This is a genomic window from Nonomuraea diastatica, assembly GCF_004349015.1.
In the GTDB taxonomy this organism is placed as follows: Bacteria; Actinomycetota; Actinomycetes; order Streptosporangiales; family Streptosporangiaceae; genus Nonomuraea; species Nonomuraea diastatica.
Genome location: NZ_SMKP01000019.1, coordinates 1 through 13,658, shown reverse-complemented (window position 1 = coordinate 13,658; position 13,658 = coordinate 1). Strand labels below are relative to the sequence as shown.

Genomic DNA, 13,658 nt, shown 5'->3' with positions numbered 1-13,658 from the left:
GGCTGGGGCCATGCGGTTCCGGGTGCGTGAGTTCGAGCTGGCCCTGATGCACCGGATGCGCGACCTCAACGCCGGCCGGGTGGAGGACGCGCTCGCCGCCATGGGCGCGTCCAGAGCCGAGGTACGCGCCGCGCACACCCACTGGACGCGTCTGTCCCACGCAGCCCGAGCCCCCAAGGGAGCGGCGGTGTTCCGGATGGCGCTCGGCCGGCCCCACCACACGGGCCCGCGCGCGTTCGGCAGCCTGACCTGCGACGTGCACCGGTGGGCCCTGCCGGCGTGGCCGGGCCTGGAGTTCGAGGTGCTCACGGGGCCCGGGGGCGAGGTCTGGAACCAGTGGTTCGTCCGGCCCCGCGGCGGCGTGCGGCTGGCCTTCGCGGACCTCACCCCCTGGACGTGCGTCGTCGCCGACGTGGGCACGAGTTTCCCGGGGGCCACCTCGGTCGAGGGGCAGGCGCCGCACCACTGGTCGGTCGAGTTCGCCCACGCGGGCACGGCGTACCGTGCCCGCTTCGTGTACGGCCTCTACCAGCGTCTCGACCGGAGGGACGGCGGGCCGCCGGCCGGCTGAGCATCACAGGCGGCGCCGGCCGGCTCGCCGGGGGCGCCGCGCTATGCCGCGACGCCGGACTCCTTGGCGGCGCGGTCGATGGCCGCCAGCTCCTCATAGGTGAAGTCGAGGTGGTCGACGGCGGCCACGTTCGCCTCCAGCTGCTCGGGGCTGGACGCGCCCACGAGCACCGAGGTGATGCGCGGGTCACGCAGCGCCCAGGCGAGCGCGAGCTGGGCCACCGTCTGGCCGCGCGCCTCGGCCAGTTCGGACAGCGAGCGCACGAACGCCAGCACCTCCGGCGTCACCCGGTCGGCCGTGAGGAAACGCCCCTCGGCGGCGCGCGAGTCGGCGGGGATGCCGTCGAGGTAGCGGTCGGTCAGCAGGCCCTGCGCCAGCGGCGAGTAGACCACGCAGCCGACGCCCTGCTCCTCGAGCACCCCCAGCAACGAGTCCTCGATGCCCCGGTTGAGCAGGGAGTAGGACGGCTGGTGCACCAGGAGCGGTGTGCCGAGCCGGCGCAGCAGGCGGGCGGCCTGGGCGGTGCGCTCGGGGGAGAAGTTGGAGACGCCGACGTAGAGCACGCGCCCGGTGCGGACCATGTGGTCGAGCGCGGACACCTGCTCTTCGAGCGGAGTGTCGGGGTCGTCGCGGTGCAGGTAGAAGATGTCGACGAAGTCGAGGCCGAGCCGCTCCAGCGACCGGTCGAGGGTGGCGAGCAGGTGCTTGCGGGAGTTGCCCTTGCCGTACGGGCCGTCCCACATGGGGTTGCTGCCCTTGGTCGTGACCACAACCTCGTCGCGCATCGACCGGGGGAAGATCCGGCCGAACGTGGACTCGGCGGCCCCCAGCGGCGGGCCGTACCTGTCGGCGATGTCGAAGTGGGTGATGCCGAGGTCGAGCGCCTTATGCAAGATCGTGCGCTGGCTGTCGAGCGGCTTGCCTCCGCCGAAGTTGTGCCACAGGCCGAGCGACACGGCGGGGAGCAGGAGACCGCTGCGGCCGCACCTTCTGTACGGCTGGCGTTCGTAGTCCAAGGGTGTCCTTCCGGGTGACGCAGATCAATGAAACGTTTTAGGTAGCCAAGTTAAGCACTTCTTCCCCCTTGTCCGCCGCCACGCGTGTCGCGCGAGCGTGGCGTGGCCGGCGGGCACCGTCATGTCAACCGGCTCCCGGCTGGACGATCATCAGGATGACCACGATCGCCCACAGCAGGTTGTAGCCGCCGGTGAGCATGCTGAGCGTGCGCAGCGCCGCCGGCTCGCCGGGCTCGGCCAGCGCGGCCCGCTGGCGAGGGACGATCAGCAGGGCCAGCAGGCAGCCCGCGGCGAGGGTCAGCACCATGGAGGCGACCAGCCACGTCTCGCTCACCCTGCCCTGGATGATGGCCAGCACGATGCCGGCCGCGGGCACCAGGACGGCGGCGATGCCGTAGCCGCGGCTGACGCGGTGGAGCGCGGCGGCCACGGCCCTGCTGCGCTCGCCGTCCTCCGTCGCTCCGGCGACCGGCGCGTACCGCGGGAACAGGCTCGCGGCCACGGCCGTCCCCCCGACGAACAAGAAGCCGGCCAGCACGTGCACCGACAGCAGCAGATCCTCCACCGATCCTCCAGACGCCGTTAACCTTCAGGTGGGCTGAAGCTTAGCATGCAAGCTTCAAGGGCCCTGAAGGTAGGGAGATCAGCCCGCGCCGAACGCCGTCCGCACCGCGTCGCCGACCTGGCGCTGGATCGGGTCGGCCGCCGGGCCGAACAGCAGGTCGTCCACCCGCGCCACCACCTCCCGCGCCGCGTCGAGCAGCCGCGCCCCCTCGGCCGTGACCTCGATGGCCGAGGCCGACCCGGCCCGGGCGGTCCGGTCGCGCACCAGCCCGGCGGCGGCCAGCGCCTTCACCGCCGTGTGCACGCTCTGCACCGTGGTGCCCGACATCCGGGCCAGCTCGCTGAACGACACCCCGGGCATCCCGGCGATGTGGCCCAGCAGCCCCAGCCGGCCGACCGTCAGCTCGAGCGGCGCCAGGGCGGCGCCCAGCTCGTTCTCGATGCGGCGGGCCAGCGTGAGCAGGACGATGGAGGGGCTGGTCACGGGCGGTCTGGGACGGTCGTTCTCGGCGGTCACCCCTTCAGTTTCCCGCAGCGCGGCACGGGGACGTCCGCGTACGCCGGATCACGCCTTGTCCCGCGGCCAGGTGAGCTCGGGCCGCGCGGGACTGCCCTCGGGCTTCATGGCCGGCAGCCGGGCGGGGTGGTGGTATTCGACGCGGACCTTGTAGAAGTCGCCGTCCTCGCGCGGCCGGCCGTCCTTGCCGAGGGCGGGCGTCACCTCGACCTCGGAGTAGGCGGTCAGCAGCGAGCCCGGGTCGAGGTAGTAGACCGCGTGGAAACCGGTGCCCATCCCGCCGGTGTAGGAGTACGGATGGCTCTGCGGGTCCAGGCCCGTCTTCTTGAACGACCACATGAGCGACTGGCCGCCGTAGTACATGTCGTCGGCGCGCTTGACCGGCGTGTAGCCCACGACGAGCCGGAGATACTGCCTGCCCTTGACCTCGGTCAGCCGTAGCTCGCCCGGCTTGACGAACCCCTTGTAGTCGTTCTGGAGCTCTTTGATCCACCGGTCGGCCTGGGCCTGCGTCATGCCGCCCGTGGAGATGCCGTCGGAGATGTAGCGATAGGCGCTCTTGAGCCTGCAGAGGGAGTCACCCGTGTCGGGGCCGTCCCACCTCTTGAGGGAGTAGCTGAAGCCGTACGACGCGCCGTCGCGGCAGACCGTGATCGGGTCCTCCGCGTCGGCCGACCCCCACGCCATCCGGAACTTCTTGGTCCGGTAGTCGAATCCGCTCTCCCACACGTAGCCGGGCTCGCCCTGCCGGTATTCGGCCTCCTCGGTGTACGACTCCTGCGTGAGGTGCAGGAGCGGCTGCGTGACCATCTGCTTGAAGCCGGCGTAGAACAGCGCCGTGGGATCGACCGTGCTCACGTCCGCGGCGGTCAGCCGGCCCTTCTTCAGCACGTTGAGGGTGTCCGGGTCGCCCGCCGCGGCCGCGTCGCCGCCGTCGCCGGAGTTCTGCCACACCAACCATCCGCCGCCCAGGCCGAGCACCACGACGAACGCGAGAACCGCCGCGAGGGCGATCATCCCGCCCCGCTTCCGCGGCGGTGGCGGGGGAGGGGGCATGGGCCCGGGCGGCCCGCCCTGGTAGGGCGGCGGCATGGGCCCCGGCGGGCCACCACGATGCGGTGGCCCCATGCGCCCTGGCGGGTTGCCGCCAGGAGGCGACCCCGTGGGGCCGGGCGGCCCGCCCGGCCCCACGGGCCCGGGTGGGCCACCGTGCGGTGGCCCCATGGGCGGGCCGCCTCGGCGCGGTGGCGGCCCGGCGTGCCGAAATCGATCCTGGGGTCCTCCCGGCCACTGCGCCATCTGGTCTTCCCGTCACGTCGTCACCACCGGCCGAGAACGCTAGCAACACCCCCCGACGCTTCGAAAATGCTGGAAGTCACATCACCCGCTTTACCTGATCTTTCGGTGCCCGCTGGTTGAGTGACCACCGCGACGTTGATCGATCCCCTTGGAGAACTTCATGAAAGCGAAGATCGTGCTGGCCGCTCTGACCGCGCTCGTGTCCTTCCCCGCTCTCGGAGCGCCCGCCTCCGCCGCCCAAGCCCCTGCCGACCCCGCGCCCGGCGGTCCGCAGCGGCCCTACGAGGCGGACGTCGAGGGCACCCGCAACCTCGACTCCCTGTCGGTGACGGCGACCGCCGGTCCGGGCCGCGGCGTGACGCTCGCCTGGGACCGGCGCAGCCGTGCCGCAACCGGGCAGGTGCCCGCGGGCGCCAGGCGGTTCGTGTTCCTGTTCGACCGGTCGGTGCGCTTCAACCCGGACGCCTTCCCCACCTGCGACCGCGCCCTGATCGAGGAGAAGGGCGCGACCGCCTGCCCGGACGGCTCCCAGGTGGGCACCGGGCTGGCCGAGTACGCCACCGGGGAGCCGCGCGAGGTGCTCGCCTTCAACACCCGGATCGGCCGCTCGCCCGGCGTGCTGGTCGTGTTGCCCTCCACCGGAGTGGTGCTCAAGCAGACCCTGGAACGTGTGTCGCGCCCGTACCGGAAGGACTACCGGTGGGCGCTGGACGAGATCCTGCCGCCGAACGACACCCCGCCCCAGGAGCGAGCCGGCACCACCAGGTTCCGGTTGTCGTTCGGCGCCACCCGTGAGCACCACGGCCGCACCGTCGGCTTCGTGGAGACCACGGCCAAGCCCGGATCGGCGCTGACCTTCGGGTTGTGGAGCGAGTTCGTCACCGGCCAGGTGCTGGTGCCGGTCGCGAAGGCACGGCTCGGCCGCTGAGCGGCGGGCTCACTTCCGGGTCGCGCCGATCGGGTTGGCGCGGGGGCGCCGGTGTGGACCGCGCCCTCGGCGTCTCATCCGGGGCCGTCGCCGTGGTCGAGCAGGCGGCGCTGCTCCTCCTCGACCACCTGCCGGGCCAGCGCCTGCTCCGAGATGTCCACCGCGTCGGCCGCCGACTCGGCCAGGTCGCTGCGCCGGGCGTAGGCGTCGAAGAGCCGCGACTTGCGGCGCAGGATGTCGAGCATGCGCTGGTCGACCGAGTCGACCGTGAGCAGCCGGTGCACCTGCACCTTGCGCACCTGCCCCATCCGGTGGGCGCGGCCGATCGCCTGAGTCTCCATGCTCGGCTTGACCTGGGGCTCGCACAGGATCACGACGGAGGCCGTCTGAAGGTTGAGCCCCACCCCGCCCGCCTGCACCTGGCTGAGCAGCACCGCGTGTCCCGTGGCCGCGGAGAACTCGTCGACCACCTGCTGCCGGCGCACCGCCCCGACGTCGCCCGACAGCGGCCCGTGCGCGCGGCCGTTCAGCTCCGCCCGTACGCAGGCGAGCACCGCGCGGAAGTAGGAGAAGACGACCACCTTGAGCCCGTTGGCCTCGGCGTCCTCGACGAGTTCGAGCAGGCGCTTCAGCTTGGCCGAGGTGGAGGGCTCGGCGTAGGCGGCGCGGCGCATGGCCATGAAGTTGCCGTCGGACACGGCCTGCCGGTAGGCCGCGAAGTCGGAGCCGCTGAACTCCACCCACTCGTCCGCATGGACCCGGTCGGGCAGCTCGGCCAGCACGTCCTGCTGGTTGCGCCTCAAGTAGACGGGCGCGACCGCCTTCCTGAACGCCTGCGCGCCCGCCACCATGTCGCTGTTGCGCAGGCCGGCGGCCAGCTCGGGCCGCAGGTAGGAGACCAGCACGCGGAACTCCTCCACGCGGTTCTCCATCGGCGTGCCGGTCAGGAAGAGCACCCGGTCGACGCGCCGGCACCACGAGGCGACCGCCTGGGACCGCTTGGCCTGCGGGTTCTTCACGTAGTGGGCCTCGTCCACGACGAGCAGGCCGGGCACGGCCTTCGTGCCGAGCCGGTGGAGGCTGTCGAGGGTGGCCACGGCGACGCCGCCCTGCCGCTCCCACTCCTGCTGGGCCGCGAGCCGGTCGGGCCCGTGCAGCGGATGGGCTCGCAGGGTGCTGCGCGACTCGATCTCCCGCACCCAGTTGATCAGCACGCTCGTGGGGCACACCACCAGGAAATGTGTCGCCCCCTTCGCCCTGAGGTGCGCCATGACGGCGATGGCCTCGATCGACTTGCCCAGGCCCATCTCGTCGCCGATGATCACCCGTTCCTGGGCGAGGGCGAAGCGGGCGCCGAACGCCTGGTAGCCGCGGAGCGATACCCGGCGGTAGGTGTCGTCGAGCGGCTGCCCGCCGACCTTGGCCGCCAGGTCGCCGGGCAGCGCGGTCTCGCCTGTGGGCAGGGGCTCCCCGGCGAGGTCGGTCAGCAGGCCGAAGTATTCGGGGGAGCGGGACTCGAAGTCCGCCCACGCCTCCAGCTCGGACGCGGGCGGGCGCAGCAGGTCGGTGGTGACCTGGGCGAGCAGCAACGGCGTCTCCGCTGAGGCGTCGAGCAGCCCGGAGATCTCGGCCAGCGCGTCGCGTGCCCGCTGCCGCCGCTTGGGCAGCGTGAACCACATGCGCAGGCGGCTGCGCGCGGGCCGGGCCGCGGCCAGCAGCGGCCCCAGCCGCCCGTCCAGGTCGCGGGCGGCCGCGACGGCCCGGGGCAGGTCGGGGCCCACCCGCACCAGGCGGTGCAGGGCGGTCACGAGGTCGGTGACCGGCTGGTCGTGGTGCTCGACGTCGATGCGGACGCTTGCGGCGTCGGCCGCCGCCCGCTCGATCTGCCGGGCGGCCGCGTGGATGTGGCCCGCCGTCCGCGCGCCGATTCCCGGAAGTAACTGCAGCCGGTACGCCGAGGCGTCCAGCACCTGCCGCACGGTGGTGTAACCGGCCTTCTCCAGGGTGGCGACGCGCAGGCGGCCGTCGGTGACGTCTTTCAGGCGGGAGACCGGGACCGACTCCAGCTGCGCCCTGGCCGCGTCGAGGCGCACCTTGTCGAGGGCGGCGGCGGCCTGCCGGTGCACGACGGCGTGCTCACCCAGCAGCGCGCGTGCGGCGGCGAGCAGACGGTCCGCGTCATGGAGTTCCACTGGACCTAGGATGCCGTGGCCGAGGTTGCGACCGTGTAACGGCCCGCCCAGAGCGGCGCCCGGAGCGCGCCGGTCACCGTACGGGTCAGGCTCCGGCACAGGACGCCAGGTGGGAGCGGGTCACAGTTCGAGGGCGCGGTCGAGGAGGGACTGCAGGGTGACCGCGCCGGCCAGCCGTCCGTCGTCCACGACGGCCACCAGCGGGCTGCGCGTGCGCGCCATCAGCGCCGCAAGCTCCAGCACGGTCGCCGTCATGTCGGCCACCGGCAGCTCGCGCGACTGCTCGGGCAGGCACTCGCGGACGGTGCGCCCCCCGAGCTGCCGCAGGAACAGGTCGGCGTGGGCCTCGTCGACCACCCGGGCCAGCGCCGGATCCTCCCGGCAGTAGGCGGGCACCGCCAGGCGCAGCACCTGCGTGCCGGGCAGGATGCAGACCGGCAGCCCGGCGTCGTCGACCAGGATGAGCCCAGGCAGGTCGCGTTCGGCCAGCAGCCTGGCCGCCTCCAGCGCCGGGGTGTCCATGGTGACGGTGGGGAACTCGACGATGAGATCGCGTGTGCGCATCATGACCTCCGCTGCACGAGCCTAGCCCTCATGGCAGCTCCGCGAAGCGTTCGACCTGTTCGGTGCGGCCCGAGACGAGGACCACGTCGCCGTAGGACAGCTCGGTCTCGGCGGTGGCGTAGGTGAACTCCTCGCCGGAGGGCTTGACGGCCACGATGGTGACCCCGTATTTCCGGCGCAGGTTGGACTGGCCGAGCGGGATGCCGACATATTCCTTGGGCGGTGTGGTCTTGGCCAGCGCGAAGTCCTCGTCCACCTGCATGTAGTCGAGCATCCGGCCGCTGACCAGGTGGGCCACCCGCTCGCCCATGTCGTGCTCGGGGAAGACGACGTGGTGGGCGCCGATGCGGCTGAGAATGCGCCCGTGCTGGGTGCTGATGGCCTTGGCCCAGATGTCGTTGATCTCCAGTTCGACCAGCAGCGACGTGGTCAGGATGCTGGCCTCGATGTCGCTGCCCACGGCCACCACCGCCTGGTAGAAGTCGGACACGCCGAGCTGGCGCAGCGCTTCGATGTCGGTGGCGTCGGCGGTCGCGATCTGGGTGATCCGCCCTGCCAGGCTCTGTGTGATCTTGGGCCGGCTGTCGATGGCCAGCACCTCGGTGCCGCGCCGGGTGAGCTCCAGCGCCAGGGACGTGCCGAATCGCCCCAAGCCGATGACGACGACGGGGTCGCCTTTGTACTCAGCCAACGATGACTCGCTCCTCGGGTAGCTCGTAGTGGCGGGCGCGCCTGTTGAGTGCCAGGGCGGAGCCCAGGGTGAGGGGGCCGATCCGGCCGATGAACATGAGCACCGTCAGCAGCAGGTGCCCGGCCGTGCCGACCGCGGGGGTGATGCCGGTGGAAAGTCCCGCCGTGCCGAACGCCGAGATCACCTCGAACAGTACCTGGTCCAGCCTGTGGGGGGTGAGCGCGAGCAGCGCGTACGTCGACACGGTCACGAGCGCGACGCCCATCATCGTGATCGTGACCAACTGGCGCTGCGTGGTCTCGGGAAGCCGCCGGTGACCGATGTTCACCCTGCTCTCCCCGCGAAGCTCGGCCCAGACGATGAAGGCGAGCATCCCGATCGTGGTCACCTTGATGCCGCCCGCGGTGCCGGCGCTGCCGCCGCCGATGAACATCAGCAGGTCGGTGGCCAGCCAGCTCGATGGGTACATCTGCCCGATGTCCACGACGTTGAACCCGGCCGAGCGCGGCATCACCGACGTGAAGAAGGCGGCCAGCAGCTTGCCGCCGACATCGAGCGGGCCGAACGTCCGGGGGTTGCGCCATTCGGTGGCCAGGAAGACGAGCGTGCCGAACAGCAATAACGTCACGGTCACCGCGATGGTGATCCTGGTCAGCACCGTCCATCCGCTGGGATGCCGCCATGACCGGACCAGCTCGAACACCACGGGGAAGCCCAGCCCGCCGACGATGGCCGCGGTCGCGATGGTCAGGCAGATCCACGGGTCGGCGACGAACCGGGTGAAGTTGTCCGGCCAGAGCACGAACCCGGAGCTGCTGAAGGCCGAGATCGCGTGGAAGGCACCGAGGTAGGCGGCGCGGCCTAAGGACTCGCCGTAGCCGATGACGAAGCGGCCGGTGAGCAGGACGGCGGCGACGGCCTCGCAGACCAGGCTGAAGAGGAGGACCTTGCGCACCAGGGCGCGCACATCGCTCATGCTCAGCGTCTTGGTCTCCGTCTGGCCGGCGATCGGGGCCCGCAGCCCCAGCCGGCCGGAGACGTGCAGGGTGACCAGGGTGGCCAGCGTCATGATGCCCAGGCCGCCCACCTGGGACAGCCCGGCGATCACCACTTCGCCGAACGTCGACCAGTGCGACGCGGTGTCGACGACGGCCAGCCCGGTGACGCAGACGGCCGAGGCGGCGGTGAACAGCGCGACCACGGTGTCCGTGGCCTCGCCTTCGGCGGTGGCGATCGGCAGCGAGAGCAGGGTGGCGCCGGCGGCTACGGCCAGGCCGAACGCGGCGACCACGAGCTGGGCGGGATGCCGGAATCTGGCTGGAAACGGCAGCGTCGCGCTCATCATCGATCGCCGCCCCGCATGTCACGCATCGTGAACGCCCCTAGGGAACCCTCAGCAGGCAGTCGAAGCCGACGGGACTTCCCTGCTCACAGCGCACTACGGTAACAGCCTTCCGGGACGCAGGCGCACCAGAGCCGCCCGCCCGTGAACACGGCTCGCGTCACTTGAGTGGATCATGGCCCCCGTCCAACTGGCGCACGTTCCGGGTGGACCGCATCAGGCCCCGGCGGGGCCCCGCACCTCGCCTGGGGCGGGACGGCTGGAGCCGGTGAACGAGCACACCTGCGTCTTCCTCGCGGGCTCCAACTCGCTGGACGAGCTCGCCGTCCACGTCGGCGGTGAAGGGCTTCGACTTCGAGGTGCTGGATCCGCCGGAACTGCTGACGGTGCTGCGGGAGGTCTCCGCCCGCCTCAGACGGGTCGGCGAGGGCCGGGGTCCCGTAGGTTAGGGCCATGCCGGACGAAACTCCCCTGCCGATGACCGTCGACGAGGCGATCGCCGCGGAACGCGCCGGTCGGCCACTCAAGTTCCTCTTCTTCTGGGGCCACCGGCCGGCCCGCGACGGCGGCCCGGGCCCGGGGTGCCTCAGCCAGTGGTGGCCGGTCACCTTCCACGAGGACGGTCACACGTTCGCCTCGGCCGAGCACTACATGATGGCGCACAAGGCGTGGTTGTTCGGGGACGAGGGGAGCGCCGCCAAGATCCTCGCAGCCGGCCACCCGGGGGAGGCCAAAGCCCTCGGCCGCACTGTGCGCGGCTTCGATGAGGCGACGTGGGACACGCACCGCCACGGCATCGTGGTGCGGGGGAACATCGCCAAGTTCGGGCAGCACGCGGAGCTGGCGGCGTTCCTGCTGGGTACGTCGAACCGGGTGCTGGTGGAGGCCAGCCCGCTCGACCGGGTGTGGGGCATCGGCCTGGCGGCCACCGACGAGCGCGCCGCCTCACCAGCGACGTGGCAGGGCCTCAACCTGCTCGGCTTCGCCCTCATGGCCGCCCGCGAGGCGCTCCGCCCCGCCGGCAACTCCTGACCGCCCCCACCAGGCCACGACCACACCGCCGCGCCATGACGGTCCTTCCGTGACGCCGCAGCCATACTGCCGCGCCATGACCGTGGTGTCGGCGGCCGGCCGCTTCCACCTGGGCGACGTCGTCTGGGGCGGCGGTCGTGACCCGAGGGCCCGGCAGGGGACGAGGAGGATACGGGGGCTGTCTGGTTATGGGGACCCGCACCGGGCACTCACCATCCGGGTGGGACGGAAGCTTCGTCCACGCCGGTGAAACCCGTTCATTCCCGGGAACCCGAGGGGAAACGGAGGTAGCCGGGCGGCACGTGGTCGACCAGCCACACCCCGTTGGCGCTGCGCAGGAACATGTGCCCGTCGGCGTGCATCGTCCCGGCCGCCACCACCAGCACCACGGGAACGCCCCGGCGGCCGCCCACCCGGGTGGCGGTCTCCCGATCGGGGGACAGGTGCACGTGATGCCGGTCCATCGGCCGCAGCCCCTCCTCCTCGATGGCCGCCACGAAGCGCCCCGCGGTGCCGTGGTAGAGCACCTCGGGCGGCACGACGGCGGGCAGACCGAGATCGACCGGCACCGAGTGCCCCTGGTTGGCCCGGATGCGGCCGTCCACGATCGTGTAGCGCCGCTTGTCGTTGGCCGCGACGACGTGCCGCAACTCCGCCTCCGTGAACGTGAACCCGTGCGCGGCGGCGGCCCGCAGCAGCCCGTCGACCGGCGTCCACCCGTGGGCGTCGAGCGCCAGCCCGATGCGCTGCGGGTCGTGCCGCAGGTGCCGGGCCAGGTATTTCGAGATCCGTGTCAGGCGACGCTCGTCCATCACGCCATGATCCCGCGCAGGTCAACCGCTTTCCATCAGGCACGTCGGCTCTGGAGGCTGAGCGCCAGGCGGCGGGCCAGGCCGGTGTTCCTGCGATGGCCCACCCGGTGCACCGCCAGCTCCAGCGCCTCGCGCTGACCCACCAGCACGACCCACGCCTTGGCCCTGGTGACCAGCGTGTAGAGCAGTTTGCGCCGCAACATGATGCCCCCGGCCTCGGCCACGATCGGCGCGACCACGAACGGGTATTCGCTGCCCTGCGAGCGGTGCACGCTGATCGCGTAGGCATGGGTCAGGTCGTCGAGCTCGTCGAACCCGTAGCGCACGCCCTCGCCGTCGTCGGTGCGGATCTCGATCATCCGCTCTTCCGGGATCACCGCGGTGACGGTCGCGGTCTCGCCGTTGAAGACCCCTTTGTCGTAGTTGTTGCGGATCGGCATGACCCGGTCGCCCACCCGGAACACCGTCGCCCCCGACCAGTGCTCGGCCTTGCCGTCGGCGGCGGGGTTGAGCTGGTCCTGGATCAGCCGCCCGAGCGCGGCGGCGCCCGTCTCGCCCCGGCGCATCGGGCACAACACCTGGACCTGGTCGGGCTCTACCTGCTGCTTGCGCGGGATCGCCACCATCGCCAGGTGGGCGACCCGCCGGGCGACCTGCTCGGGATCGTCGAGCTCCTCGAACCAGAAGCCGCCCCCCACCGCCGGCAACCGGCCGGCCCGGATGCGGTGGGCGGCGTCGACGATGCCGCTGCCGCCCGCCTGCCGGAAGACGTGGGTGAGCTGGACCCGCGGGATCTCCATGACGCGCAGCAGGTCGGCCAGCACGTCGCCGGGGCCGATGCTCGGGAGCTGGTCGCTGTCGCCGATCAGCAGCAGATGGCTGCCGGACGGCACGGCCGCGGTCAGCCGGGTCGCCAGGTGCAGGTCGAGCATGGACGCCTCGTCGACCACGATGAGGTCGGCCTGGGCCGGCCGCTCGTCGAACAGCGTCTCGGGGTCGGGATCGGGCTGCTGCGCGAGCATCCGGTGCACGGTCATGGCCGGCAGCCCGGTGAGCTCGGACAGCCGCTTGGCCGCCTTGCCCGTGGGCGCGGTGAGCGTCACCGTGCCGCCCGCCGCCCTGACGGTGGTCGCGATGGCCTTCACCGTGTGGCTCTTGCCGCACCCCGGGCCGCCGGTGAGAAGGGAAAGCGTGCTGGTCAGCGCCATGTTGACGGCGGCGCGCTGGTCGTCGTGGAGCTCAGGGTCCTCCCGGAAGGCGCGCAACGGCAGCGTGGAGCGGGCCCGTGCCAGCCGGATGAGCTGCTCGGTCAGCGCCACCTCGCGGGCGTGGACGTGCTTGGCGTAGGCGACCGCCTGCCCTGGCCGGTCAGGAGCGGCCTCCACGACCAGCCGGCGCTCGCCCACGAGCACGTCGACCATCGGCCGCACCAGCTCCTGATCCTGCTCGATCAGCTCCGCCGTCTCTCTGGCCAGGGCGGCGACGGGCACGAAACAGTGGCCGTCGCGGCTGCCCGCCGCCTCGAGCCGGTCGAGCAGGGCCGCCTTGACCCGCTGCGGGCTGCGCTCGGGCACCCCCGACTGCAGAGCGATCTTGTCGGCGACGCGGAAGGCGATGCCCCTGACCCGCCCGATGAGCCGGTAGGGGTCGGTGGCCAGGACCTCGTCGGCATCGGGCCCGAACACCTGGTAGATCTTCGCGGCCAGCAGCGGGCCGACCCCCAGCCCCTGCAACGTCACCATCAGCGCGGCGATCGCCTTCTGCTCCTGCCACGCCTGGACGATCTGGCCCTGCCGCTGCGGCCCGATGTTGACCACCTCGGTGAGCCGCTCCGGCTCGGCGTCGATCACCTTGAGCGTGGCCTCGCCGAAGTGGTCGACGATCGCGTACGCCAGCCGCGGCCCGATGCCCCTGATCAGCCCCGACCCCAGGTAGATGCGGATGGCGCGGACCGACGAAGGCGTCACCCGCTCGCACGCGCTCACGGCGAACCGCCTGCCGTGGCGGGGATGCCTGCTCCAGTCGCCGAACAACCGCAGCGTCTCCCCCGGCTGCACCCCGCCCAGCGCCCGCCCGGTGGCCACGAAGTCGGGCACGCCGTCGGCGCTCATGCGCGCCACGGTGTATGCG

The 13,658-nt window shown here is 72.0% G+C and carries 13 protein-coding genes; 3 read left to right on the top strand and 10 right to left on the bottom strand.

What is annotated here, in order from left to right:
* Window positions 1-10: 10 nt before the first annotated feature.
* Window positions 11-571 carry a hypothetical protein gene (locus E1294_RS09235; RefSeq protein WP_132506802.1) on the top strand — a complete coding sequence of 187 codons (561 nt, stop codon included), beginning with the start codon at window positions 11-13 and terminating at the stop codon, window positions 569-571.
* A gap of 41 nt (window positions 572-612) precedes the next feature.
* On the opposite strand, the gene E1294_RS09230 is transcribed toward E1294_RS09235, so the two are convergent.
* From E1294_RS09230 to E1294_RS09215, 4 genes are all read right to left on the bottom strand, one after another.
* Window positions 613-1,587, bottom strand: a complete 975-nt coding sequence (locus E1294_RS09230) for an aldo/keto reductase (protein WP_132506800.1) — start codon at window positions 1,585-1,587, stop codon at window positions 613-615.
* 124 nt (window positions 1,588-1,711) lie between these two features.
* Complete coding sequence (locus E1294_RS09225; RefSeq protein WP_132506798.1) at window positions 1,712-2,152, bottom strand: hypothetical protein; 441 nt, start codon at window positions 2,150-2,152, stop codon at window positions 1,712-1,714.
* Window positions 2,153-2,230: 78 nt separating this feature from the next.
* A complete protein-coding gene (locus E1294_RS09220; protein WP_132506796.1) occupies window positions 2,231-2,668 on the bottom strand; it encodes a MarR family winged helix-turn-helix transcriptional regulator in 438 nt (145 codons plus the stop codon).
* A 48-nt stretch (window positions 2,669-2,716) separates the two neighbouring features.
* Window positions 2,717-3,685 (bottom strand): hypothetical protein, encoded by a 969-nt coding sequence (locus E1294_RS09215; protein WP_132506794.1) that lies wholly within the window; start codon window positions 3,683-3,685, stop codon window positions 2,717-2,719.
* 442 nt (window positions 3,686-4,127) lie between these two features.
* Here E1294_RS09215 and E1294_RS09205 point away from each other — a divergent pair, with 442 nt between their 5' ends.
* On the top strand, window positions 4,128-4,895 hold the full coding sequence (locus E1294_RS09205) for a hypothetical protein (protein ID WP_132506790.1): 768 nt from the start codon (window positions 4,128-4,130) through the stop codon (window positions 4,893-4,895).
* A 74-nt stretch (window positions 4,896-4,969) separates the two neighbouring features.
* Here the strand turns inward: E1294_RS09205 and E1294_RS09200 are convergent, their stop codons facing one another.
* The 4 genes from E1294_RS09200 to E1294_RS09185 all read right to left on the bottom strand — a co-directional run bounded on the left by E1294_RS09200 (window position 4,970) and on the right by E1294_RS09185 (window position 9,687).
* The gene (locus tag E1294_RS09200; RefSeq protein WP_246082898.1) at window positions 4,970-7,087 is read right to left on the bottom strand and encodes a DEAD/DEAH box helicase; all 2,118 of its coding nucleotides are present in this window, start codon (window positions 7,085-7,087) and stop codon (window positions 4,970-4,972) included.
* A gap of 120 nt (window positions 7,088-7,207) precedes the next feature.
* Window positions 7,208-7,651, bottom strand: coding sequence for a CBS domain-containing protein (locus tag E1294_RS09195; protein WP_132506788.1), 444 nt, complete (start codon window positions 7,649-7,651; stop codon window positions 7,208-7,210).
* Between the two features lie 28 nt (window positions 7,652-7,679).
* Window positions 7,680-8,342, bottom strand: coding sequence for a potassium channel family protein (locus E1294_RS09190; RefSeq protein WP_132506786.1), 663 nt, complete (start codon window positions 8,340-8,342; stop codon window positions 7,680-7,682).
* Window positions 8,335-9,687, bottom strand: a complete 1,353-nt coding sequence (locus tag E1294_RS09185) for a TrkH family potassium uptake protein (RefSeq protein WP_132506784.1) — start codon at window positions 9,685-9,687, stop codon at window positions 8,335-8,337. The genes E1294_RS09190 and E1294_RS09185 overlap by 8 nt, the downstream gene beginning before the upstream one ends.
* A 450-nt stretch (window positions 9,688-10,137) precedes the next feature.
* Between E1294_RS09185 and E1294_RS09175 the strand changes: the two genes are divergently transcribed.
* Window positions 10,138-10,716 carry a riboflavin biosynthesis intermediates N-glycosidase gene (locus tag E1294_RS09175; RefSeq protein ID WP_132506782.1) on the top strand — a complete coding sequence of 193 codons (579 nt, stop codon included), beginning with the start codon at window positions 10,138-10,140 and terminating at the stop codon, window positions 10,714-10,716.
* Window positions 10,717-10,973: 257 nt separating this feature from the next.
* Here E1294_RS09175 and E1294_RS09170 read toward each other — a convergent pair whose 3' ends face one another.
* Entirely contained in the window at window positions 10,974-11,528 is a 555-nt protein-coding gene (locus E1294_RS09170) for an RNA 2'-phosphotransferase (RefSeq protein ID WP_132506780.1), read from the bottom strand.
* A gap of 35 nt (window positions 11,529-11,563) precedes the next feature.
* The coding region (gene recD2, locus E1294_RS09165) for an SF1B family DNA helicase RecD2 (RefSeq protein ID WP_132506778.1) at window positions 11,564-13,658 on the bottom strand (2,095 nt) is incomplete at its 5' end.